General features: G+C 46.5%; 20 protein-coding genes, 2 tRNA genes, 1 rRNA gene and 2 pseudogenes. All 25 read left to right on the top strand.

Going from position 1 to position 23,834, the window contains the following annotated elements:
- The first annotated feature begins 11 nt into the window (after positions 1–11).
- Positions 12–1,766, top strand: a pseudogene (locus B5G27_RS04320) (IS1182 family transposase).
- Positions 1,767–2,551: 785 nt separating this feature from the next.
- A pseudogene (locus B5G27_RS04310) lies at positions 2,552–3,273 on the top strand (type I restriction-modification enzyme R subunit C-terminal domain-containing protein); the annotation flags it as partial.
- 15 nt (positions 3,274–3,288) lie between these two features.
- Entirely contained in the window at positions 3,289–6,987 is a 3,699-nt protein-coding gene (locus B5G27_RS04305) for a hypothetical protein (protein ID WP_087177771.1), read from the top strand.
- Between the two features lie 67 nt (positions 6,988–7,054).
- Positions 7,055–7,294 carry a winged helix-turn-helix domain-containing protein gene (locus tag B5G27_RS04300; protein WP_087177770.1) on the top strand — a complete coding sequence of 80 codons (240 nt, stop codon included), beginning with the start codon at positions 7,055–7,057 and terminating at the stop codon, positions 7,292–7,294.
- A gap of 154 nt (positions 7,295–7,448) precedes the next feature.
- Positions 7,449–7,670, top strand: coding sequence for an AlbA family DNA-binding domain-containing protein (locus B5G27_RS17010; RefSeq protein ID WP_206608977.1), 222 nt, complete (start codon positions 7,449–7,451; stop codon positions 7,668–7,670).
- 72 nt (positions 7,671–7,742) lie between these two features.
- On the top strand, positions 7,743–8,237 hold the full coding sequence (locus tag B5G27_RS16325; protein ID WP_242958228.1) for a hypothetical protein: 495 nt from the start codon (positions 7,743–7,745) through the stop codon (positions 8,235–8,237).
- 458 nt (positions 8,238–8,695) lie between these two features.
- Positions 8,696–9,406, top strand: a complete 711-nt coding sequence (locus B5G27_RS04290) for a hypothetical protein (protein ID WP_242958227.1) — start codon at positions 8,696–8,698, stop codon at positions 9,404–9,406.
- 311 nt (positions 9,407–9,717) lie between these two features.
- A complete protein-coding gene (locus B5G27_RS16570; RefSeq protein WP_275533026.1) occupies positions 9,718–9,846 on the top strand; it encodes a hypothetical protein in 129 nt (42 codons plus the stop codon).
- A gap of 188 nt (positions 9,847–10,034) precedes the next feature.
- Positions 10,035–10,523 carry a DUF6431 domain-containing protein gene (locus B5G27_RS04285; RefSeq protein WP_275533020.1) on the top strand — a complete coding sequence of 163 codons (489 nt, stop codon included), beginning with the start codon at positions 10,035–10,037 and terminating at the stop codon, positions 10,521–10,523.
- Between the two features lie 73 nt (positions 10,524–10,596).
- Positions 10,597–12,012: a DDE-type integrase/transposase/recombinase gene (locus tag B5G27_RS04280; protein WP_087177647.1), complete on the top strand. Its 1,416-nt coding sequence runs from the start codon at positions 10,597–10,599 to the stop codon at positions 12,010–12,012.
- A complete protein-coding gene (locus B5G27_RS04275; protein WP_087177648.1) occupies positions 12,005–12,823 on the top strand; it encodes an ExeA family protein in 819 nt (272 codons plus the stop codon). Before B5G27_RS04280 ends, B5G27_RS04275 begins: the two co-directional genes overlap by 8 nt.
- Before the next feature lie 94 nt (positions 12,824–12,917).
- Positions 12,918–13,355: a hypothetical protein gene (locus B5G27_RS04270; protein WP_087177768.1), complete on the top strand. Its 438-nt coding sequence runs from the start codon at positions 12,918–12,920 to the stop codon at positions 13,353–13,355.
- A gap of 71 nt (positions 13,356–13,426) precedes the next feature.
- A complete protein-coding gene (locus B5G27_RS04265; protein WP_087177767.1) occupies positions 13,427–14,815 on the top strand; it encodes a hemolysin family protein in 1,389 nt (462 codons plus the stop codon).
- Positions 14,816–14,873: 58 nt separating this feature from the next.
- On the top strand, positions 14,874–15,587 hold the full coding sequence (locus B5G27_RS04260; RefSeq protein WP_087177766.1) for an IMP cyclohydrolase: 714 nt from the start codon (positions 14,874–14,876) through the stop codon (positions 15,585–15,587).
- 50 nt (positions 15,588–15,637) lie between these two features.
- Positions 15,638–16,816 (top strand): phosphoribosylaminoimidazolecarboxamide formyltransferase, encoded by a 1,179-nt coding sequence (locus B5G27_RS04255; RefSeq protein ID WP_087178140.1) that lies wholly within the window; start codon positions 15,638–15,640, stop codon positions 16,814–16,816.
- A 207-nt stretch (positions 16,817–17,023) separates the two neighbouring features.
- Positions 17,024–17,452 (top strand): tRNA (adenosine(37)-N6)-threonylcarbamoyltransferase complex ATPase subunit type 1 TsaE, encoded by a 429-nt coding sequence (tsaE, locus tag B5G27_RS04250; RefSeq protein WP_087177765.1) that lies wholly within the window; start codon positions 17,024–17,026, stop codon positions 17,450–17,452.
- Positions 17,453–17,477: 25 nt separating this feature from the next.
- Entirely contained in the window at positions 17,478–18,686 is a 1,209-nt protein-coding gene (gene tsaB, locus B5G27_RS04245) for a tRNA (adenosine(37)-N6)-threonylcarbamoyltransferase complex dimerization subunit type 1 TsaB (RefSeq protein WP_087177764.1), read from the top strand.
- 179 nt (positions 18,687–18,865) lie between these two features.
- Entirely contained in the window at positions 18,866–19,108 is a 243-nt protein-coding gene (locus B5G27_RS04240; RefSeq protein WP_087177763.1) for a hypothetical protein, read from the top strand.
- 46 nt (positions 19,109–19,154) lie between these two features.
- Positions 19,155–20,063, top strand: a complete 909-nt coding sequence (locus B5G27_RS04235) for a ribonuclease Z (RefSeq protein WP_087177762.1) — start codon at positions 19,155–19,157, stop codon at positions 20,061–20,063.
- 10 nt (positions 20,064–20,073) lie between these two features.
- A complete protein-coding gene (tsaD, locus tag B5G27_RS04230) occupies positions 20,074–21,102 on the top strand; it encodes a tRNA (adenosine(37)-N6)-threonylcarbamoyltransferase complex transferase subunit TsaD (RefSeq protein WP_087177761.1) in 1,029 nt (342 codons plus the stop codon).
- Between the two features lie 100 nt (positions 21,103–21,202).
- The gene (gene ispD / locus B5G27_RS04225) at positions 21,203–21,904 is read left to right on the top strand and encodes a 2-C-methyl-D-erythritol 4-phosphate cytidylyltransferase (protein ID WP_087178139.1); all 702 of its coding nucleotides are present in this window, start codon (positions 21,203–21,205) and stop codon (positions 21,902–21,904) included.
- An 81-nt stretch (positions 21,905–21,985) separates the two neighbouring features.
- Positions 21,986–22,071 (top strand) — tRNA-Ser (locus B5G27_RS04220).
- A gap of 213 nt (positions 22,072–22,284) precedes the next feature.
- Positions 22,285–23,160: an ATP-binding cassette domain-containing protein gene (locus B5G27_RS16845; RefSeq protein WP_087177760.1), complete on the top strand. Its 876-nt coding sequence runs from the start codon at positions 22,285–22,287 to the stop codon at positions 23,158–23,160.
- 79 nt (positions 23,161–23,239) lie between these two features.
- A tRNA-Ser gene (locus tag B5G27_RS04210) sits at positions 23,240–23,329 on the top strand.
- Positions 23,330–23,753: 424 nt separating this feature from the next.
- Positions 23,754–23,834: ribosomal RNA gene (locus tag B5G27_RS04205) — 16S ribosomal RNA — on the top strand; the annotation flags it as partial.

Below are 23,834 nucleotides of genomic sequence, written 5' to 3'. Positions count from 1 at the left end.
ATAATGGAACTATGCAAAAACAAGATTATTATAACGACTTTTTTGAAATTGGGCAACAGAAAATTAACTTCAGTTTCTTCGAATTGAGTCTACCCGATGACGATCCAGTCTATACCCTGAAAAAAGTGATGGAGGAATTAGATTTTTCAGGCCTGCTGGCCTGTTATCCAAACAAGGGAAGAACCGGGTTTAACCCAATCATGCTGTATGCTGTCGTTACCTACGCAAACATGCGCGGAGTCCGGGCCGTTGACCGGATTGTTGATCTGTGCCAGAGAGACCTTGCTTTTATCTGGCTGACGAAAGGGCAGAAGCCTCAAAGGGATGTTTTTTACGATTTTAAAGGCAAAAAGCTCACAGGGGAAGTCCTGGATGAATTGAATTACCAGTTCATGCGCCGCCTGGAAAAAGAAGGGTTTCTTACACTGAAAGAACTTTATATCGATGGAACGAAACTGGAGGCAAATGCCAACAGATATACCTTTGTCTGGCGGGGCAGCCTGAATTACCACCTTGCAGGCCTGCTGGATACGATCGATGCCCTTTATACAAAGTACAACGCTTTCCTGCTGGACAATGGGTATGGTCCGAAATACGACCTTGGGGATGCCCATATGTTTGTGATCGAGGGGATGGACAAAATCAGGAAGATCATCAAAAAGAACAGGGAGCGGAAACTGACAAAGCATAAGAAAATCCCCAATAATACCATAATTGAAATCGATCACTGTTCCCCGCTTGAAATCCGGAAACTGCAGAAGAACCTGATGCGGATTGCAGAGGGGGAAGGGATTGAGTTTGTTTTCGGGAAGGGAATGCGCAAGCCGGAGATCCAGAAACTTTATGAGGAACTGGAAAAATGCGGAAAGCGTCTGATGGAGTATAAAGAATGCTTTAAGATTATGGGGAAAGACCGCAACAGCTATTCTAAGACAGATCTGGAAGCGACATTCATGCGGATGAAAGAGGACCATATGCTGAACGGGCAGTTAAAACCTGCCTATAACGTCCAGATCGCAGTAGAAAATTACTTTATTGTCCACGGATATGTAAGCAATGACCGGACAGACTACAACACGCTGATCCCAGTTCTGGAAAAACACAGGAAAGCGTTTGGGGATAAGCTGGAAGCAGTAACTGCCGACAGTGGCTACTGCAGCGAAAAGAATCTGCTGTATCTGAAAGAGAATGGAATCCGCAGCTTCATCAAGCTGTAGGACCATGAGAAGAGGAAGACACAGGCATACAAAGAAGACATCGGGAAATATTACAACATGACATATTCCGTTTTTGAGGATGAGCACTATTATATCTGCCATGACGGAAGAGAGCTGCGCCATATCCGGACAGAAAGCAGAGAACAGGACGGCTACACACAGACAATAGAGGTATACGGCTGTGCGGACTGCAGTGAATGTGAATATAAATCGAAATGTCTTTATAAATACAATCCCGAAAAGAATCCGGACCAGAACAAGGTCATGAAGATCAATGAACGCTGGGAAGAACTGAGGGAGGAGTCCAACACGAATATCCAGAGTGAAGAAGGGATCCTGAAACGTCAGACACGGTCGATCCAGACAGAGGGTCACTTTGGAGATATCAAAGAGAACGAAAACTTCCGTCGTTTTAACTACCGTTCGAAAGAGAAAGTATATAAAGAGTTCATGCTGTATGCCATAGGGCGGAACATCATGAAATATCATCGGTTTTTACATCAGGAAATCGAAAAATTTGAAGGGAAAAAGGAGCAGGAAGCGGCTTAACCAAAGGAGTGCTCTGAAAAATCCAGCCAAGGGGTTATTGCGCCCTAAAATAGCGCTTGCAAAAAGACGGAGGCAATCTCCGACAGAATTATGGATTAAAAAATGTCCATATTCTTCGGGATTGTCTCCGTCTTGTTTGTCAGGAGTCAAAAATCGGTATTAACCGACAGCCCCTTTTTCACGTCTCCGGAAACATTGTGGAATGGCGTGAAACGGGGTGAAAAAGAATCCAGTGAATATATGAAATTCCAGCAGAAGATGAAGAAAACGGAGCGGAAAATGTATACCATGGAGCAGATAAAAATTCATGAGCGCATAGAAGAAAAACGAGAAGCGGCACAGCAACATTCATTGCAGTGATCAAGGAATAGCAGATATTTTGCTTGATATCGAATGCTTGTTCTGATAAAATACAATCAGGCACTGCCAGAGAACGGTAGGCGGTTAGTCCTTCGACAGAGGGACTGAACCCTCTGATTACATAGAGATCTCTGTAAAGGGAAATCTGGGAAAGGAGGGCGAACTTATGAGTGATTATGAAATGCTCTCCATCGTTTTGATGATACTTGGTATTGTCGTTACGATCTTAATAGCATATATTAATCATACGAAAAAGTAACCGCCCCTCGACCAAAGGTTTACGGTTACTTTTCGTAACTAATATGAATTTGGACTAACCGCTTATCGGTAGTGCCTTTTTACATTTTTATTCTAGCAAAGAACGGGGAGAATGTCAAATTTATCTTATGCTGGTTAAATCTACACAAAACTTCAACAAATATAGTTACCAGAATGCATTGATACAGCATATGAGTGAGAAAGTGCAGGAACTAAACCGGGAAAACTTTGCAGTCCGTCAGCACCTGAAATATGTGAATCTGTATTCCAATCAGTCCAACTATCAGACTCTGGGCTATGAGGATACACTACTTGTAGAGGAAGAACTGGCCCCACTGATCCTGCCGGATAGAGACGAGGCAAGCGCGGTTCGGTTTGATGCATTAATGTATGGAATAGAACTGGCATATTTGATTGGAAAGAAATATGGAAAAATAAGGCGAAGGCAGAATATTATGTCCGACAGCATCAGGATGATCTTGTTATTGCAAAACTGAAAAAGAATAAGCTGATGACTCAGGATGATATCAAAACATTGGAGAAAATTTTGTGGAGTGATCTGGGAACGAAGGATGAATATGAAGCAGAATATGGGGACAAGCCTCTTGGAGAATTTGTCCGTGAGATTGTGGGACTGGATATGAATGCTGCAAAAGAAGCCTTTTCTGAATATCTGGATGGGGCTAATCTGGACAGCGGACAGATTTATTTTGTGAATCAGATCGTGGAATATATCGTACATAATGGATTGATGAAGGACTTGTCAGTGCTGCAGGAGGCTCCGTTTACAGATCAGGGAAATGTGGTAGAACTGTTTACTGATTTTACGGTATGGGCAGAAATTAGAAAAGTAATTGAGAGTATTAACGCAAATGCAACGGTTGCATAAAAGGGGGGTGAGGGATTGAGTAATGTAAATCTTATACAAAGTGCGATTATGCAATTGGAGGGTGGCGCCTTTCAAAAATTGTTTGATGAATATCTCTACAAAAAATATAAATTTAAGAATATTCAAACGCTTGGAGTTCAGACTGGCACTAATAAACCAACAAAAGGTACACCGGACTCCTATGTTCTGACGGATGATGGAAAATACATCTTAATTAACTATGGAACTGTGAGTTCGCAGCCAGCAGAGAAAATACGAGAGGATATCGTATCGTGTTTTGATAAAGCGAAACTATCACTACCTAAGAATAAAATTAAGAAGATCATCTGCGGTCACTGTTCTACCAATATTCATATTGAGCAATTCAGTAGCATTATGGAAGTTGTTGAAGGGGTAGAGGTGGAACTTATTGGAATTGATACTCTTTCACACGATTTGGCATTAATCTATCCCCATATTGCAAAAGATGAACTTGGCATCCCAATTGATACAAATCAGTTTTTTGATGTTGAAGATTTTGTTAAAGCATATGATGCAAACGGTATCAATGCGCCGATTGATTGTGAATTCCTTCATCGAGAGTCTGAAATTAGTGAAACGTGTGATAGCATTAACGGTAACAGGGTTACCATATTGACCGGCCCGTCTGGAATTGGAAAGACACGATTGGCTTTAGAAGTATGTCGAAAACAAGACGAAGATGAAGTAAAAGTTTACTGCATCAAAAGCAATGGAAATTTATTATATGAAGATATTAAGTACTATATTTCTGATCCTGGAAAATATTTAATCTTTTTTGATGATGCTAATATGGTGGCAAGTTTGGATAATGTGCTTAATACAATTTTAACTTTATCAAGAGATTATGAGGTCAAAGTTCTTATTACAGTGCGAGATTATGCTCGAGATAGGGTAATCCACTCAGTATTGAAGTATGCAAAACCTAATATTATTGAAATTGGACGCTTTAAAGATGATGAAATAAAAGACATTTTAAAAAATGATCTTGGGATTTTAAATTCTGATTATCTTAAAAAGATTACAGCGATTGCCAATGGAAATATAAGGCTTGCATTCCTTGCTGGGATTAGAGCCATTGATGATGGGTATCAAGCAATAAGAAATGCTGAAGATATTTTCAAAAATTATTATGGTCGGATTATTGATGATGCTAAGCTGACCAAAGATGATATTATGATGCTTTTTTTTATTGCTGTAGCTGGGCCAGTGAAAGGCGTTGAAAACCAGCTGTTTAATGCTTTGAAGAAGTTGTATGGCAACGAGATTATTGAAAAGGATATAGTAGAAAATCTCTATTCTTTGGAACTAGTCGATTGGTTTAAAAATGAGATAACTAAGATATCGGATCAAAGTCTTGGCAACTACATAATGTACTATGTTTTATTTGAAAAGAAATGGATAAGCGTGGAAAGCTTAATTTCTATTGGATTTCCATATTATAGAAATAAGGTCATATATGTTCTTAATACTCTAATGGAAATATTTGATTCTGAGGAATTGGCAAAATATGTGGAAAATTCAATTATTTCTGCCTGGGAAAATGCACCAACTGAGCAAGCAATGGAATATCTTGAGTCTTTCTATAGAGTTGATCCTGATAAGGCACTTTCCATTATAAAGAAGCACATAGAGCAAGAGAACACTGTGGCTTTTGATTTGCGTAGTTACGATATCAATAGTAAAAAGAATTATCATAATATCTCTACAAAAGAGATAGAAATCTTGGGAGGGTATAAGTATACGGATAATTTTGATGATGCAATAGATCTTCTAATATTGTATTTTACGAAAAGACCTGATTTGATAATGGATTTCTATTTCGTTCTAAGCGAGCGTTTATTATATGACGAATATTCATGGAAGAATAAGTATAGTCATGAAGTGCGCCTTCTAGATAAGTTGTGGTGCGTTACAGAAGAAGGTGCAAATTATAATAACAGTATTTTATACTTGCAAATCTCTGAATATGCCTTAAAAACTGAGATATCATTTACTGAAGCGGTCAGAAACAGTAGATCTGTCAATTTTGTAAGAATGACTCTTGGATTTACTGAAGAGATAGCAACTATCCGAACAAGAATATGGAAGAACCTGGCTATTTTACGAAAGAATGAAGAGTATCGTAACCTTGTTAATAGCATTCTTGAAGTAGTTCATTTCAATGGGTTAAATGAAGAAGATTCCAAGAAATATTTACAATCGGATTTTGATGTTATTTATGAAAATGTTATAGACAAAGATAAGCCTGACTTCTTTGATGCAAAGATTGTGGCAAAATATAAAGAAGTAGCCCAGCGAATTGGAGTAACAATCGATGATCGTTATCTGATTTCCAAAAGTAATCCGGAATTTATGATATATAAGATGCTGACTCGGGAGCATTTGATTGGAAGAACTATAGAAGAAGATGAGAAAATACGCAAGGATTTTATCTCAAGAGAAACCATTTCATACACACTAGCTGATTATCGAAGGCTGTTTGTATCATGTCGCTTCTTAGAAAAAACTGTGTATGAAAGAGATCAATGGTCTTTAAATAGTGGTCTGGATTGTGTTTTTGAAGTATTGGAAGATAATAGTGACTTCTATGTAAATGTAATCACTGAATATTTCAACGAAAATGCACCATTTAAGTTAGATGGATACCGCCAGATAAAATATCTGATTGATCATATTGGATATGGAGCAACACTGACTTTAGTAAGTGATAAGGTGTTTGATAAGAAGAATACTTGGTTATCTTTTATCTGGGAGTGTTTACCAGAAGAAAGCGTCAATGAGAAGGTGGTTAATGATTACAAAGGATTTGTGCTCAATAATCTTGTTAAAGGCAATTCTATAATTCCTACAGTACAAGTAATGAACCGGTATTGTGAAAGAGACCAAGAACTCAAGGATAAGGTGATCGAGGCAATTGTAAATTCCCCCAAAATTTCAGTTGCTTTTTTAGGATATGTATATTATGACGAAGAGGTTGAGGCTATTCTTCATTTTTTCAGAAACGATTTAGATGCGTTAACAAGTATTTACATGAATGCAATCGAGAATAGTAATCATGTGGATTATGGTGGAAAACTTTTCATAAAAATATTTGAACAACGACCTACAATATGGAATGAGTATGTAGATTGGGTTAAGGATAATATTTATCGAGATGGTTATGAACAAAAGATTTTTGAGTTGATATGGACTGTTGAAAAATGGAGAGAATGTGTTGACTATGCGTTTAATGTTCTCATAGATGATGACATGAGATTTTTCATAGAGGAGTCAGCAAGATTATTATTTGCGAAATCACGGGATGGGAACGTACTGGAACGAAAGAAATGGTGGCTGTTTGATAAACTTCACGAAAGAAATAAGGATGTCGAGAAATGTAGAAAGCTTATTGATGTGGTTGTCACAGTTATGCCAGACTGGAAGTTAGAGTATATTCTTGAATTTTTAAAAGAGGACAAGAAGCTAGAGGATTTTGAGAAACTTCATCTATTTCCGTTATCCTATTCATGGTCGGGAAGTGAGGTCCCACTTATTCTTGAAAAAATTGAATTTCTCCAATCTTTAAAGGATAGCCTAAAAGGAATTGATTATATAGATCATAGAAAATACCTTGAAGAACGACGGAGAAGCCTTGAAAAATATCAAGAAGAAGTGGAATTGAGAGAGTATCTTGAGAATGCAGATTACGCATAAGGGAAAGAAATAAAGTGATTATAGGGGGTATTTACTATTCAAAAGATATTCCGGGAGACATGGAAAGATGAGCAAAATAATACGAATGCAGAAATTCCAAAACATCTTTTTTGATGTTTTGAATGATGTTTTGGAAAATCAGATAATTCAACTTTTGATTAAGAATAATAGGCTCAGCCAAAAGCAAATAGCTGCAAAAACAGGCCGATTCATAGCATCCGCACAGCGGGCAATACAGAAACTTTCCGAACAGGGAAAGATTGTTCGTGAAGGCGGCAAGCGCTTTGGACATTGGGAAGTGAAGTAGAAATATACTAATAAAGAGAGCTATGTAAGCCACCAGATGAAATTTATTTTGATACGATTTGAAATGTCAGGTCGAACAATAGAAATCCAGACCGATTAAGCCCCGGGTACTTATCAGCACCCGGGAAAAACCTAAGAGTTGGTAAAAATTTGTTGTGGCGTTTGCAAATACAAAGGGTGGTCATATTCTCTTTGGTGTGACTGATAATGGGCATGACCCGATAGGGCTTGATGATGCACAGAGTACAGCAAGTAAAATTTCAGAGCTTTTAACCTCAAGAGTAGAACCGCCGGTACGCTATACGCTGACGCCTTTTAGCAGCAGAATGGATGGGCGGTTATGTATTGATCTGGAAGTGGCCAATGGACCTCATTAGCCGTATTACTATGTTCATGAAAAAACAAGAGGAATATATGTAAGACGAGGAGACAGATCCGAAATTGCCACTGTGATCGAACAGAATAATTTGATCTTGAAAGGAATGAATAAAACATACGATTCGCTGCCCAGTTCCTATAAATTTTCAGATGTCGGTTTTACATTGCTTACAGCAACATTAAAAAAGGAAACAGGGGACGATTTTGATTTATCAAAAGATATTGTTTCAATGGGCTTTGTGACCGAAAGCGGACAAGTAACAAATTCCGGATTGCTTCTTTGTGATCAGGGTTATTTAAAACAATCAAAAGTTGTATGCACCAGATGGAAAGGTATAGAAAAAAGCTCTGTAGAAGGAGCGGCATTGGATGATGAGGAATTCTCAGGCGTGTGCCATCTATGCGGCGAAATAAGATTATTTCTGATACTTTTGGAAGGCTTCATTATATGGAACGCTGGGGGAGTGGTATTCGGAGAATCCTTAATTCTTGCGTTGATTATGCAGAGCAACCGGAATTCTATTCTGATGAATATTTTTTATTGTAACTTTGCCAAATCGAAGTAAGGCTCGTTACGCACAGCTGGAATTAAAATTAGAAATTGAAAGCACAAAACCGCAACAATCTTCCGATAAACCGCAACTTTCTCTTGGAGATTTGCAACTTTCTTCAGGTGAAAAGGAGAAAGTGGCTAAAATGTAGGGCGGGAAGGAATTTCAATAAGAGAAATTTTGAAAAGTTGCTGGAATTATGCGAAAAGAGAAAAATGGCGAGTACTATTTTAACAAGTAATAGCCACAAATATAGGATTTGGGATACAACAATATACGCTCCAGACGCCACAAGGCGCTGCATGGCCTCCCGGGACATTTTTCCTGGGGAGCTTTATGTTTCTTAAAAGGATCTGTTTAGGGTGAGTGCCGTAAAAAGTAGTTGAAATCGCACGGATGCTCTGGCAAACTTAAATCAGATCATGAAAGAATGCAATTATTTTACGTCAGATCAATACGAGGAGAAATCGATCATGAAGAAATATACCCTTTCAATAACATACGTTATCCTGCTTACCTTGTGCGTTCCCTTTGCATGCCTCTACATATGGCTTTTGACAGTGCTGCCCATACCCTGGGATGCGTTGACAGCATGGGCGGATACGTTTGGGCGGGGCCTGCTTGTATTCTTTCTGTTTTTGCTTCCGGTCGGGATCTACTGGCTCGCAGTATTGATCCTTGGAGTGCTGGAACTCGTAAGATCTTTTAAGGTGTACAAAACCGGAGATGCAGCCGGATGTGTCAATGGGATGTTGATCCATAAATATGGGCTTGTTATTTTTTTCGCGGTTAATTTTATTGTTATGTTCCTTTTTTATCTTATCCTGACTTTGGGGACTCTTGTGGGGACAAGGGGGCTTGCGCTTTTTGCAGCGCCTGTCCTTCTGCCGTGGCTGGCCGCGTCGGTTGCTTTTTCCGTATTTGCATCGTGGCTTGCCATTGTGCCTGGAGCATTTTACGGGATACAGGTGATCCGCATTACATATAGGGAGAAAAAGACGGGGACCGGCGCTGCGATATGGCATGGGATCCTTCAGTTTGTATTTCTGGCAGATGTCCTGGATGCTATGTATCTGGCGGTGAAAAAATGGGGGATGGGGAAGAAGAGTTCTGTTGTGATCGGTTTCCTGTATGTGCTGATGCTGGCAGGGGTCATATGGGGCGCGGTAAAGGTGTTCGGCTGACCGAAAATAGTATTTGGGAAAGGCGTTTGGATGACGCTTCTGCAAAGTGCTTTTTCAAAATGTTCCTGCCCGGCTGTGATAATCTGCACAAAAATTAGGGTGGATATATTAAGGCAAAATGACGAAAAAATATAAAAATTATTAGACTTCTTACAATTATCCTAAGAAAATGTTAAAATAATTACAGAGGATTTGTAAAAAGACCGTTACAGCGTTGTACCGGTCTTTTTTGGGTAATACTCCAGGTGACAGGAAAAATGTGGGAACGCCGTACATATTGTGGAAGCCGGGCAGAGAAAAGGAGGATCTGTATGCTGGACAGAGGAGACGCGGTAGTTTATAAGTGCAGAGGACTGTATAAGGTGGAAGAGATCGGCACGCTGGATTTTTTGTATTCGGACAGCGGAAGGGTATATTATACACTGTTGTTGATTTCTTAAAATAGCATATTTATGATCTACTTGCCTGTCAGCGGATTGCTCTGTATACTGTCATAAGACTACAGAAAGAAAAAGTCTCAGAGCACCCTCCCTGGAAAGTCGTGTACTCTGAGACCCGGTTATAAAAACCATGGTTATTATATCAGAATACACACTGACCTACAAGGCGGACTCCGGTGTTTTTTGTTATGAGCAGTGATGACACCCCTGTCTGCCCCGTCTGTGGCGGTACTTTGAAGTATCGCGATACCAGACTACGTATCCGGAAGAAGGAAGGCGGCGTGAAAGAGTATCTTATGATCCGCAGGCTCCGCTGCACGGAATGTCATCGGTATCACAATGAGCTTCCTGATTGTCTTGTACCCCACAAGCATTATGAAGCCGAGGTGATCTCCGGCGTGATCGACGGGATCATAACATCGGAGGATGCTGATTCCGAAGACTTTCCTTCCTTGCAGACCATGTTGCGATGGCTCCAGTGGTTCCAGATGAACCTCGTAAATATTGAAGGATTCCTGCGTAATGCCGGATACCGGATACTTGGATTGGGAGAAGAACTTCTTTTCTCTCACGCGTCACTGCTCGATACCATACGCCAAACACATCAGGACTGGCTGGAGCGTATCCTCCGTATCATCTACAACAGCGGCGGTTTTTTACCTGCTGTACCGTGGTGATGTTATGCACCTGTTTTGATTCGTCTGTCACAGAGCTGGCAGGTATAGTGGTCTCAGAAGGAGGTCACTATATATGAATACCAATACAAACAGAATCAAACAATGGCAGGAACAGGAAGCTCTTTCCCGATTCCAGCTGATCGCGCCGCTGCTCCGGGAAGATCTTGACGATGCAAAGAGGCTGCGGCTCCGGAAACAGATTGCTCAGGCCAATGATATTTCCGTCCGGTCCATCTACCGCTATGAAAAAGCCTACCGTGAAGGACAGTTTGCCGGCTTAAAACCAGCCACACGCGAAAAACGCCGTTCACAGAAACTTCCGGAAAACTTTGATCTTCTGCTTGAGCAGGCAATCCAGCTCCGTAAGGAAGTCCCGGAGCGGTCTGTTGCACAGATCATCTGCATACTGGAACTGGAAGGCTATGCTGCACCGGGAGTCCTGAAACGCTCCACTCTGGAACGGCACCTGTACCGGGCTGGTTACGGAAGGGAACAGATGCAGATGTACCGCGATGCGCGGGGGAGTTCTTCCAAACGTTTCTGCAAACCGCACCGTATGATGCTGGTACAGGGGGATATCAAGTACGGTCCCAAACTTCCGATCGGGAAAAATGGCGCCAGAGTACAGACGTATCTTTCCTCTGCAATCGATGACCATTCCCGCCTCCTGCTGGCTTCCCGGTTCTATGACAGTCAGGAGGAAGCCATTGTTGAGGATACGTTCCGCCAGGCGATCCTCCGATACGGAAAGTTTGACGCCTGCTACTTTGATAACGGTTCCCAATATATCGCCAGGCAGATCAGGCTCTCTCTTTCAAGACTGGGGATCCGGGTTCTCCATGCAAAACCGCGGAGCGGCAAAAGCAAAGGGAAGATTGAAAAGTTCCATCAGGTAGTGGATATGTTTAACCGGGAGGCAAAACTAAAAAACATCAAAACCCTGGAAGAGCTGAACCGGCTGTGGGCCGTGTTCCTTGATGCGTACTATCACCAAAAACCCCATGAAGGGATCAGCGAATACTACGAAAGCCTTGGTGCGGCAGTCCCGGAATCAGGGATCACTCCCCTTCAGGAATGGAACCGTGACAGCCGTCCTCTGACCTATCTGGATGTCTCTGTTGTATCCGAAGCATTTCTGCACCATGAGATACGTAAAGTAGACAAGGGCGCCTGCATCAGTTTCAGGGGCAGAAAGTATGAAACGAAACCGGCTCTGATCGGATATAAGGTTGAGATCTCCTATGATCCTGCGGCTCCGGAAACTATTACGGTAAGTTATCCGGGATACGAGCCGTTTCCCGCACAGCCGGTCAGGATCGGCGAGTTCTGTGATAAGAACCCAACACTTCCTGCTGCAATGCAGGAACAGACTCCGACAACCTCGCGCTTCCTTGATGCGCTGGAAAAGAAACATTCGGAATCGACCCGCCAGCGGGCAGACGCGATCTCGTTTGCTTCTTACCGGAAGGAGGCGGATCACAATGTATGAATCATTCTTCGGGATGACCAATACACCTTTTGTACGTGACATCCCAGCAGAAAAACTCTATGAGTCTGACGCTTTCCGGGAAACGCTCGGCAGGCTCTGCTATGTAGCAGACCGGCAGATGTTTGCGGTCGTAACAGCGGATCCCGGCTGTGGAAAATCCACTCTGATCCGCAGGTTTTATTCGGAACTTCCGAGGGAAGAATATATCATCCTGTATCTTTCTGATTCCAAGCTGACCCCACGGTGGTTTTATAAAGGGATGCTGGACCAGCTGGGGCTGGAAGCACGGTTCTACCGTGGCGATTCCAAACGTCAGCTCCAACAGCAGATCGAGATCATCCACGGTGTCCAGCATAAAAAGGTGGTATGCGTTCTGGATGAGGCGCACCTGCTGGAGAAAGAAACACTGGAGGAATTCCGTTTCCTTCTGAACTACAGGTTCGATTCTGTAAGTCCCATGGCCGTCGTGCTCGTAGGGCAGACAGAACTGTGGGATAACAAGCTGAAACTTCAACGGTACGCAGCAATCCGCCAGCGGATCGATATGTACTGTACACTTCCGCATCTAGACCGGGCAGAGACGGAGAAGTATGTCAAAAGCCACATGGATTATGCGGAATGCAGCCAGGAGATCTTTACCACCAAAGCAATGGACGAAATCCATAAGGCTTCAGCCGGGATTCCGAGAATGATCAACCGGGTATGCGAAAAATCGCTTATGTATGCGTTCCAACAGCAAAAGCGGCTCGTCGATGATTATATGGTCAAGTATGTAGTGGAACACGAAATGCTTGGAACCGTAACCGGATAGAGAAGGTGCCGTCCGAATTCCGGACGGCCCATACATCAACCATCACGGTGACAGTAAACTTAGCAACTTAAAGACAACTCATGAGAGCAGTCTGGTGACAGCTCATGAAATCAGCAACAATACACTGCAGTCTGTGGAGGATTCCGGGGACAGGGTGTATGTGCCTGCGGATGATGAGAGACACATCCGCAGGCCGGTGAGCCGGGAGGAGGCGCTCGCCCTGATCGGACGCATGCCGGATATCGAGACGCTGCGTGTGAAGAATGAGAAACTCAGAGAGCAGGAATATAAGGACTGTATTTCAGGATATTCGCCGGAAGGCTGGGTGAGAGTCCTTAAGACTGCGTACAGCCGGACAAAGAGCCGGGGATCGGTCACCAGCGTGGACAAGAAGTACCAGGTGCTTTTGGAGCATGCGCTGTTCAGTGAGTTTTCCTATGCACTGGGCATGCCTGAGGGACAGGTGCCGGGATTTATCGCAGAGCATGTGAAAACGAAAGAGCTGAAAACGAAAGAAAGTCAAAGCAAATGACGGTATCTTGCGCAAACAGCATTCACATGATATACTTCTCCTGATAATAATTTATTAGGAGGAGTTTTTTTATGGACGCGGACCCTGCGGGGAACACTATTATTTTCGACTTGTTACTGTTGTTGTTTTTCACTTTGCTGAACGCATATTTTGCCGGAGCGGAGATGGCGGTCGTATCTGTCAATAAGAACAGGATACGCAGCCTTGCCGAGGAGGGAAATAAAAAGGCAAAAGTGATCGAGGGATTGTTTGAGGACTCGACGAAGTTCCTCTCTACCATCCAGGTGGCGATCACATTTGCAGGATTTTACTCATCGGCTTCAGCGGCATCGAGCATCTCGCCGGTCCTGGCGGACTGGATGCACAGTGTGGGGATCCCATACAGCGGGCAGATCGCCCACAATGGCGTGACGCTGATCCTGATGTTTTTCAATCTTGTGTTCGGTGAGCTTGTGCCGAAGAGGATCGCGCTGCAGAGGGCGGAAGCGTTCTGTATGATGACTGTCATGCCGATCCACTATATCTCGATCATCCTGACACCGTTTACCAAGCTGCTGTCATTCTCTACGAAGCTGGTCCTGAGGATCCTTCATATGAAGACAGAAGACCAGGAGGAGGCTGTGACAGAGGAAGAGATCAAAGCGCTTCTTAAGATGGGAAATGAGAGCGGTACATTTGATGATGATGAGCGTGAGATGATCGACTCGGTGTTTAAGTTTGATGAGAGGACAGCCAAGGAGATCATGGTGCCGAGACGTGATGTGTTTACCATTGACATTGAAGATTCTTTTGAGTCTCAGATCGATGAGATCCTTCAGACGAGGCACAGCAGGATTCCTGTATACGAGGAAAGCATTGACAATATCATCGGCGTCCTCCACGTGAAGGATGTCATGATCGAGCTTCGGAAAAACGCGCTGGAGGAAGGCGACATCAGGCGGATGCTCCACAAACCGTTTTTTGTGCCGGAGACAAAGGATGCGGACGAGCTGTTCCGCAGCATGCAGGAGACCAGACATCATATGGCGATCCTGGTGGATGAGTACGGCGGATTCTCCGGTATCGTGACGATCGAGGATCTGGTGGAGGAGATCATGGGCGATATCAATGAGGAATACGAGGAAGTCGTTCCTGATATCCAGGCGGTCAGCGAGGATGAATACCTGCTGGACGGCGGGATCCTGATCGATGACCTGAATGAGGAGCTGGGGCTGAAGCTGGAGACAGAAAACTACGATACTCTTTCCGGCTACCTGATCGAGAAGCTGGGACACATCCCGGAGAAGGACGACAGAGACACAGTCCTCTCGGACAATCTTGTCTTTACAGTGGAAGAAGTCCGGGACAACCGGATCACAAAGGCGCGGCTTAAGATCGAACCTGCCGCGGCGGAAGAAGACGGGGAGCGCAGTGGGAAAAAGAAGCGCAGAGAGTCTGAGGACGCCGCAGAGGAAGAGTGACAGAGTAAGAAATAGATTTAAGAAACCAACGATTCGTAAAGAAAGGAGATGCAGCGCGATGAAGATGCTGTCTATTGAGGAAGAACTGAAAAACAATTCATATCCCGGGAGAGGGATCATCATAGGGAAGACCCCTGACGGGAAGAAGGCAGTTACAGCTTATTTCATCATGGGGAGGAGCGAGAACAGCAGGAACCGTATTTTCGTGGAGGACGGAGAGGGGATCCGCACACAGGCGTTTGATCCTTCGAAGCTGACAGATCCGAGCCTGATCATCTACGCTCCGGTGCGTGTTCTCGGCAATAAGACGATCGTGACAAACGGCGATCAGACGGATACGATCTATGAGGGCATGGATAAGCAGCTTACTTTTGAACAGTCTCTGCGCACAAGAGAGTTCGAGCCGGACGGACCGAACTACACGCCCCGCATCTCCGGGATCATGCATATAGAAAATGGCACATATAATTATGCCATGTCTATTTTAAAGAGCAATAACGGCAGCCCGGACAGCTGCAGCCGGTATACATTTGCCTATGAAAATCCGGCGGCGGGAGAAGGGCATTTCATCCATACGTACATGTGTGACGGAGATCCGCTCCCGAGTTTTGAGGGCGAGCCGAAACTGATCGGCATTTCCGATGATATGGACGCGTTTACTGACCTTCTCTGGAACAGCCTGAACGAGGAAAATAAAGTTTCCCTTTTTGTCCGCTATATCGACATCGAGACAGGGAAATATGAGACGAAGATCGTAAATAAAAACCAGTGACTGACATTGAACTGGAAGATGGATTCAGAAGAAAAGGAGCGGATAAAAAGATGAAAGAATTAGAACTGAAATACGGATGCAACCCGAACCAGAAGCCGTCCAGGATCTACATGAATGATGGAAGCGACCTGCCGATCGAGGTGCTGTGCGGGCGTCCGGGATATATCAACTTCCTGGATGCTTTTAACGGCTGGCAGCTCGTTTCCGAGCTGAAAAAAGCGACCGGGCTTCCGGCGGCGACATCATTTAAGCATGTGTCCCCGGCGGGAGCGGCAGTCGGACTGCCTCTTTCCGAGACGCTGGCGAAGATCTACTGGGTGGATGACCTGGGAGAGCTTTCGCCGCTGGCGTGCGCCTATGCGCGTGCGAGAGGCGCGGACAGGATGTCATCTTTCGGTGATTTCATCGCGCTGTCCGATGTCTGCGATGCAGATACCGCAAGGCTGATCAAGCGCGAAGTGTCTGACGGCGTGATCGCGCCAGGATATGAGCCGGAAGCGCTGGAACTTTTAAAGCAGAAGAAAAAAGGAAACTACAATGTGATCCAGATCGATCCGGATTATGTGCCCGCGGCGCTGGAGCGCAAGGAAGTGTACGGCATTACATTTGAACAGGGAAGGAATGAACTGCATATTGATAAGGATTTCTTCTCTAACATCGTTACAGACAACAAAGAGCTTACAGACGCGGCGAAAGTGGATCTGGCGATCGCTATGATCACCCTGAAATATACACAGTCCAACTCTGTCTGCTATGTAAAGGACGGACAGGCGATCGGCATCGGAGCGGGGCAGCAGTCACGTATCCACTGTACACGCCTCGCCGGACAGAAGGCGGACAACTGGTGGCTCAGACAGTGCCCGAAGGTAATGGGTCTCCCGTTCAAAGAGGGCATCAAGCGTGCGGACAGGGATAATGCGATCGATCTGTACATCGGGGAGGAGTACATGGATGTCCTCGCTGACGGCGCGTGGGAAAATATTTTTACAGAGAAACCGGAAGTGTTTACACGCGAGGAGAAGCGGGCATGGCTGGACAAGATGACAGATGTGTCTCTTGGTTCAGACGCGTTCTTCCCGTTTGGTGACAATATCGAGCGCGCACACAAGAGCGGCGTGAAATACATCGCGCAGCCGGGCGGTTCCGTGCGGGATGACAATGTGATCGAGACATGCAATAAATACGGCATGGTGATGGCATTTACAGGGATCCGTCTGTTCCATCACTAAAAGAAGGATGCAGTAAGGCAGCCGGCAGGACGCAGACCGGGAAAGTCCGGTAAGACAAAGGGATGCGCGCCGGCTGCCGCATTGCGTGTGAGGCGGCGTGCAACGGGAAGGAGCGCGCGGGTATGGGTATGCCCACGGAGCTGTATATCCCTGAGGATAGAGTGCAGATATGCCGGCAGAGGATATCGTTGAGAAAGGAGTACGCATATGGTGATAGAGACCAATTCCCCGGAAGAGACATTCCGCGTGGGAAAAGAGCTGGGAGAAAAGGCATACGCCGGTCAGGTGTTTACCCTGACGGGAGATCTGGGAGTCGGGAAGACCGTGTTTACCCAGGGACTGGCAAAAGGGCTCGGGATCGAAGAGCCGGTGAACAGCCCGACATTTACGATCGTCCAGGAATACGACGGCGGAAGGCTGCCCTTCTATCACTTTGACGTGTATCGGATCGGCGACGTGGAAGAGATGGAAGAGGTCGGCTTTGACGACTATGTGATGGGAGAGGGAGTCTCCCTGATCGAGTGGGCGGACCTGATCAGCGAGATCCTTCCGGAGAAGCGCACGGAGATCCTGATCGAGAAAGACCTGGAGCGAGGGTTTGACTACCGGAGGATCACAGTGGCGCAGAGAGAATGAATGGGAATAGAAAGCAGGACAGACTATGAGAGTATTGGCGATAGACAGCTCAGGGCTGACAGCTACGGCTGCGATCGTAGAGGATGAGCAGACGGTCGCGGAATATACGATTAATTATAAAAAGACACACTCACAGACGCTTCTGCCGATGATCGACGAGATGGTGCGCATGGTGGAGATCGATCTGTCGACGATCGATGCTATCGCGGTGTCTGGCGGCCCGGGATCCTTTACCGGGCTGAGGATCGGCTCGGCGACGGCAAAGGGCCTGGGGCTTGCGCTGGGTAAACCGCTGGTCCATGTGCCGACAGTGGATGCGATGGCTTACAGTGTCTACGGGTGCGAGGATATCATCTGCCCGATCATGGATGCAAGGCGGAGCCAGGTCTACACAGGGATCTATACCTTTGTCCCCGAGCGCGCGGCGGAAGATACGGAGGAGATGAGATACCGCTTTAAAGTGGTGCGCGTGCAGATGGCAGTATCAGTGGAGGAACTGATCCGGCGTCTGAATATCTATGGGAAACGCGTAGTGTTTTTGGGAGACGGTGTCCCGGTGTACAGAGAGAGGCTTGCTGAAGGACTGAAAGTACCGTTCTTTTTTGCCCCATCGTACATGAACCGACAGCGAGCGGCAGCAGTCGGGGCGCTGGGGATCCGATATTACCGTGAAGGCTGGTATGAGACAGCGGCAGAGCATAAGCCGGAGTACCTGCGGGTGTCCCAGGCAGAGCGGGAGAGGGCGCAGCGGGAGAAAAATGCGGTGCCCGAGGTCCGCAAAATGACAATGGAGGATGGGGCGGCAGTGGCAGAGATGGAGCATCAGCTCTTCCCGGATGCATGGAGTGAAAAATCGGTCCTTGAGACTCTGGCACAGCCGAACGCGATCTGCCTGATGGCGGAGAAAGCAGGGCGCGCCGCAGGGTATCTGCTGGCGTATACGGCGACAGACGAGGCGGAGATCGCGCGGATCGCTGTGGCAAAAGAGATGCAGAGGCAGGGGGTTGCCAGTGCCCTTTTAAAGGAACTGGAAGTGATCTGCAGGTCCGGCGGGATCAGGAAGATCCTCCTGGACGTGCGGGCGGGCAACACGGCGGCAAGGGCGCTTTATGTTAAGGCGGGATTTGCAGAAGATGGCATCCGGCAGCGGTTTTATGAGAATCCGACGGAAGACGCCATTCTTATGAGCCGCCCGGTGGAGACCGGGGAAGACAGCGCGGGAGAGGCAGAATAAGCGCAGCGTCGCCAGCGCAGGCGTGTAAGCATTGACGTTCCAAAGCAGGCGCCGGTGTATATGGCGGCTGGAAATCGGGCCACAGTACCGGCAGCAGTTCCCAGTAGGAATCTGCGGTCCGGTCAGATATACTTTAGGCGTAACAGAGAACAAGACTGTTTTTTACAGGAGGAAGATGTATGCGCCAGTATCAGATAAAAGAAACAAAAGAAATTAAAAAAATCATCTGCAACCAGTGCGGAAAAGAAATCCCGGTAGTGGACGGATATCCCAGGGAAGGGGTATTCAGTGTGGATCAGGAATGGGGATATTTTTCCGAAAAAGACGGTGAGAGACACAGCTTTGACCTGTGCGAGGAATGCTATGACAGGCTGCTCGCGTCTTTTAAGCTGCCTGCGGAGATAGAGAACAAAGCGGAATGACAGAAAAATCATACGGATTTTTAGAAATAGAAAACAGAGGGATCAAATGTTAGATGTATGTTTGCTCGGGTGCGGCGGGATGATGCCGCTCCCGTACCGTTACCTGACAGCGCTGATGACCCGCTTTAACGGCAGCAGCCTGCTGATCGACTGCGGGGAAGGAACCCAGGTGGCGGTGAAAGAAAAAGGGTGGAGCTTCAAGCCCATCGATGTGATCTGTTTTACCCATTATCACGGGGATCATATCAGCGGCCTCCCGGGGCTGCTCCTTACTATGGGGAACGCGGACCGGCGGGAGCCCCTTACGCTGATCGGGCCGAAAGGACTGGAGCGTGTGGTGGGGAGCCTGCGCGTGATCGCGCCGGAGCTGCCTTTCCCGATCGTTTGCAGAGAGATCGAAGGGGCGGAGCAGACTTTTGAGATGAACGGATACCGCCTGAAGGCGTTCCGCGTCAACCACAATGTACTCTGCTACGGGTATACCCTGGAGATCGACCGCGCGGGGAAATTCGACGCGGCGAAGGCGAAAGCCCGGAATATCCCGCTTCCGTACTGGAGCAGGCTCCAGAATGGAGAGACGATCAAGGCGGAAGAAGGGGTGTTTACCCCGGATATGGTACTGGGTCCCCCTCGGAAGGGCCTGAAGCTGACTTACACCACAGATACGAGGCCCACGGAATCTATCCGCAGAAATGCAGAAAAATCGGATCTCTTTATCTGTGAAGGGATGTATGGGGAGAAAGAGAAGGCTGCCAAAGCGGCGGAATATAAACATATGACATTTTACGAAGCGGCACAGATCGCGGCAGACGCACAGGTGGGAGAAATGTGGCTGACCCATTACAGCCCGTCCCTGACCCGGCCGGAGCCTTATATGGAGGAGGTGCGCCGCATATTCCCGGCTGCAAAGGCGGGGAAAGACGGAATGTCAACAGAGCTGATGTTTAAAGATTGAGAGGCGTAACATGAAAGAGATAAGAGATATCAATATCCTGGCCATCGAGACGTCCTGCGATGAGACTGCGGCAGCGGTGGTCCACAACGGGAGAGAAGTCCTCTCCAATGTCATCTCATCCCAGATCGACCTTCACAAGCTGTACGGCGGAGTCGTGCCCGAGATCGCATCAAGGAAACATATCGAAAAGATCAACCAGGTGATCGAGGAGGCGCTGAAAGAGGCGGAGGTGACATTGGACGACATCGACGCGGTAGGCGTAACCTATGGCCCCGGGCTTGTGGGAGCGCTTCTTGTGGGAGTGGCAGAGGCGAAAGCCATCGCGTATGCCCGGAATCTCCCTCTGGTGGGAGTGCATCATATCGAGGGGCATATCTCTGCGAATTATATCGAGCATCCGGATCTGGAGCCGCCTTTCCTCTGTCTCGTCGCGTCAGGCGGGCATACCCATCTTGTCCGTGTGGCGGAGTATGGGAAATATGAGATCCTCGGGCGCACACGGGACGACGCGGCGGGAGAGGCGTATGACAAGGTTGCCCGTGCAATCGGTCTGGGCTATCCGGGAGGACCGAAGATCGACCGGATCGCAAAAGAAGGAAATCTGGACGCAGTGAAGTTCCCGAAAGCACATATCGAAGGCGCGCAGTATGATTTCAGTTTCAGCGGACTGAAATCCGCGGTGCTGAATTACATCAACGGCTGTAAAATGAAAGGTGAGAGCTTCGATCCTGCGGACATCGCGGCTTCCTTCCAGAAGGCGGTCGTAGAAGTCCTGGTGGAGAATTCCATGAGGGCGGCAGAAGACTATGGCGTGTATAAGTTTGCCATCGCAGGCGGGGTGGCTTCGAATACTGCGCTCAGGGAAGCTATGGAACAGGCGTGCAAAGAGCGGGAGATCCGTTTTTACCGCCCGTCGCCGATCTATTGCACTGACAATGCGGCAATGATCGGAGCTGCGGCGTATTACGAGTATCTCGCGGGCACAAGGCATGGATGGGATCTGAATGCAGTGCCGAACCTGAAACTGGGCGAGCGGTAGGAAAGACTGATTCCGCGGAGAGGATGAGAGCTGGAGAAAGGCTGGCTCCGTGGCGGCGGATGAGAGCAGGAGAAAAGCGGAATTATCCGGGAGGGCGTATATGGAAAAGAAATTCTGCACAGCTATCGTGCTTGCCGGGGGCAGCGGGAAGCGGATGGGAACAAAAGTGCACAAGCAGTATCTGCTCATGGGTGGGAGACCGGTGCTCTATTATTCTCTGAAAGCATTTGAGGACTCTGAGCTGATCGATGAGGTCATCCTTGTTACAGGCAGCGGAGAAGAAGAGTACTGCCGGAAGGAGATCATAGACAGGTATGGGCTGTCCAAAGTGAAGAAGATTGTCTCCGGAGGGGCGGAGAGATATGATTCTGTCTGGAACGGGCTTCAGGAGGCAAAAGCCGATGGGTTTGTTTTCATCCATGACGGTGCAAGACCTTTCGTGGACGAAGAGACCATCCGGCGGGGATATGAATGCGTAAGCGTTGACCGGGCATGCGTGGCGGGAATGCCTGCAAAAGATACGGTCAAGATCGCGGATGAAAACGGCTTTGTGGCGGATACGCCTGACCGGAGCAGGGTCTGGGTCGTCCAGACCCCTCAGGTGTTTGAGACGGCTCTTGTCAAAGAAGCGTACCGTCTGCTCATGGAGAAAGGACATCCGGCGGTCACGGATGACGCTATGGTGGTAGAGCAGATGCTGGATTTTCCGGTCAGGCTTTTTTATGGCTCGTATGAGAATATAAAGATCACCACACCGGAAGATCTCGGGACGGCGGAAGGGTTTTTGAAAAACAGGTATTGACATGGATTTTATATCTGTGTTAGAATAAACAGCGTCGCACAGGGAAAATATAGTAAAGTATCTTATCTGCGGCGTATATATGGAGAGGTATCGAAGTGGTCATAACGAGGCGGTCTTGAAAACCGTTTGTCCGAAAGGGCGCGTGGGTTCGAATCCCACCCTCTCCGTTTTTAGGACGGAAGCTGAAAGGCTTCCGTTTTGTTTTTTTGTTTACCAGTCTGTGTGTGCCTGCAAAAAGGCGCGTTCCTGTAAATGTCTATGTGAAGGAGCCTTCCCCGTATATCCCCGGAATATAAAACGCAATACTGTAAGAAGTTTGTAAGAAGTCCTTGTTTAAATATAAGTATCACCAGGAGAAATGAGGAAAAGGAGAAGCAGCTATGGATATTTTGACAGCAAAAGGGCTTGTAAAATATTACGGAAAAGGTGAAAGTCTCGTAAAAGCAGTCGACCACACCAGTTTTTCCGTGGAGAAGGGGGAGTTTACCGCGATCGTAGGGACGAGCGGTTCCGGGAAGACAACGCTTTTAAATCTGATCGGAGGCCTGGACAGACCGGATGAAGGGAAGATTATTATCGACGGGCAGGATATTTCCGGGATGAAGCCGGATGAACTGACTATATTCAGGCGGAGAAAGATCGGATTTATCTTCCAGAATTACAACCTGGTATCCGTTCTGAATGTATACAAGAATATCGTAATGCCGGTAAAGCTGGATGGAAATAAAGCGGACACAGCCTATATCAAACGGATCACAAAAATGCTGGGGATCGAGCATAAGATGAAGTCCTGTCCAAACCAGCTCTCCAGAGGGCAGCAGCAGAGAGTGGCGATCGCGAGGGCGCTGTCAGCCAAGCCGGCGATCATCCTTGCCGACGAGCCTACCCGTATGTCAGGAGATCGGGAAGCGCAGGCAGTATATGACAGGCGGTGGACAGAAGAGGCTCTTTTTAATATACTGGATAATGCTGTCAAATACGGCGAGCCGGGGATGCCTGTATGTGTTACAGTGACATCGTACGAGCTGTTTGTCAGGATCGATATCATGAATTACGGAAATGAAATACCAGGAGAAGAATACCCCAGGATCTTTATGCGCTATTACAGAGGCGGTAATGCGGTCTTTGTAAAAGAGGGGATTGGGCTCGGTCTGTATCTGTTCCGTGAGATCATCACGGATCAGGGTGGATATATTAAGGTGAGCAGTGCAAAAGGGATGGGGAATGTTTTCAGTGTTTTCCTGAAAAAACGGTAAGATGTCTCAATTTTTATATTTGGAAAAAAAGTACTGGACAATAAGCTCAATATCGTGTATATTAAATGACGGACATTTTGGAGAAGTACCCAAGCTGGCCGAAGGGGCTCCCCTGGAAAGGGAGTAGGTCGTTAGTAGCGGCGCGAGGGTTCAAATCCCTCCTTCTCCGTTTGGTATTATCGCGGTACCATTCAAAGAATCGCTGGGAGAGTTCCAGTGATTTTTATATGTTGAATGTTAAATTGTGGATAATATCATGTAAAACCACCAGATATAGTACCGGGAAGAAAACTTGAAAAAGTTGTAAAAAAGTGTTGACAAACACTTGGTAAAAATGGTAATATATCTAAGCTGACTCGTGAGGGACAGCGAAAAACAAAACAAATTAAAAAAGTTCTTGACAAACGAAATGAGATTTGATAAAATATCAAAGCTGTCGCTTGAAAAGAACGACAGGAACCTTGATAACTGAACAATAGACAACAACCCTTGAAAATTTCTTTGAAGAGAAAATTTCTAAGAACGGTTCAAACGAACCAAACACAGTAAAGGGATAGAATTGCTAGCAGTAATTCTTGAACAGAACAAACACTTTTAACGAGAGTTTGATCCTGGCTCAGGATGAACGCTGGCGGCGTGCCTAACACATGCAAGTCGAGCGAAGCACTTTACTT

This window comes from Lachnoclostridium sp. An76 (assembly GCF_002161355.1).
Classification (GTDB): domain Bacteria; phylum Bacillota; class Clostridia; order Lachnospirales; family Lachnospiraceae; genus Mediterraneibacter; species Mediterraneibacter caccavium.
The sequence above is the reverse complement of the archived record's forward strand: the minus strand, read 5'-3'. Positions and strand labels throughout refer to the sequence as shown.

What these genes read in the sequence shown, in the direction of transcription:
- B5G27_RS04285 (WP_275533020.1), top strand. Translation starts at nt 10,035, where the DNA reads ATGAGCAGTGATGACACCCCTGTCTGCCCCGTCTGTGGCGGTACTTTG.
- B5G27_RS04275 (WP_087177648.1), top strand. Translation starts at nt 12,005, where the DNA reads ATGTATGAATCATTCTTCGGGATGACCAATACACCTTTTGTACGTGAC.
- ispD (WP_087178139.1), top strand. Translation starts at nt 21,203, where the DNA reads ATGGAAAAGAAATTCTGCACAGCTATCGTGCTTGCCGGGGGCAGCGGG.
- B5G27_RS04240 (WP_087177763.1), top strand. Translation starts at nt 18,866, where the DNA reads ATGCGCCAGTATCAGATAAAAGAAACAAAAGAAATTAAAAAAATCATC.
- B5G27_RS04255 (WP_087178140.1), top strand. Translation starts at nt 15,638, where the DNA reads ATGAAAGAATTAGAACTGAAATACGGATGCAACCCGAACCAGAAGCCG.
- B5G27_RS04280 (WP_087177647.1), top strand. Translation starts at nt 10,597, where the DNA reads ATGAATACCAATACAAACAGAATCAAACAATGGCAGGAACAGGAAGCT.
- B5G27_RS16845 (WP_087177760.1), top strand. Translation starts at nt 22,285, where the DNA reads ATGGATATTTTGACAGCAAAAGGGCTTGTAAAATATTACGGAAAAGGT.
- tsaD (WP_087177761.1), top strand. Translation starts at nt 20,074, where the DNA reads ATGAAAGAGATAAGAGATATCAATATCCTGGCCATCGAGACGTCCTGC.
- B5G27_RS04265 (WP_087177767.1), top strand. Translation starts at nt 13,427, where the DNA reads ATGGACGCGGACCCTGCGGGGAACACTATTATTTTCGACTTGTTACTG.
- B5G27_RS04235 (WP_087177762.1), top strand. Translation starts at nt 19,155, where the DNA reads ATGTTAGATGTATGTTTGCTCGGGTGCGGCGGGATGATGCCGCTCCCG.
- B5G27_RS16570 (WP_275533026.1), top strand. Translation starts at nt 9,718, where the DNA reads ATGCTGGACAGAGGAGACGCGGTAGTTTATAAGTGCAGAGGACTGTAT.
- B5G27_RS04260 (WP_087177766.1), top strand. Translation starts at nt 14,874, where the DNA reads ATGAAGATGCTGTCTATTGAGGAAGAACTGAAAAACAATTCATATCCC.
- B5G27_RS04300 (WP_087177770.1), top strand. Translation starts at nt 7,055, where the DNA reads ATGAGCAAAATAATACGAATGCAGAAATTCCAAAACATCTTTTTTGAT.
- tsaE (WP_087177765.1), top strand. Translation starts at nt 17,024, where the DNA reads ATGGTGATAGAGACCAATTCCCCGGAAGAGACATTCCGCGTGGGAAAA.
- B5G27_RS04290 (WP_242958227.1), top strand. Translation starts at nt 8,696, where the DNA reads ATGAAGAAATATACCCTTTCAATAACATACGTTATCCTGCTTACCTTG.
- tsaB (WP_087177764.1), top strand. Translation starts at nt 17,478, where the DNA reads ATGAGAGTATTGGCGATAGACAGCTCAGGGCTGACAGCTACGGCTGCG.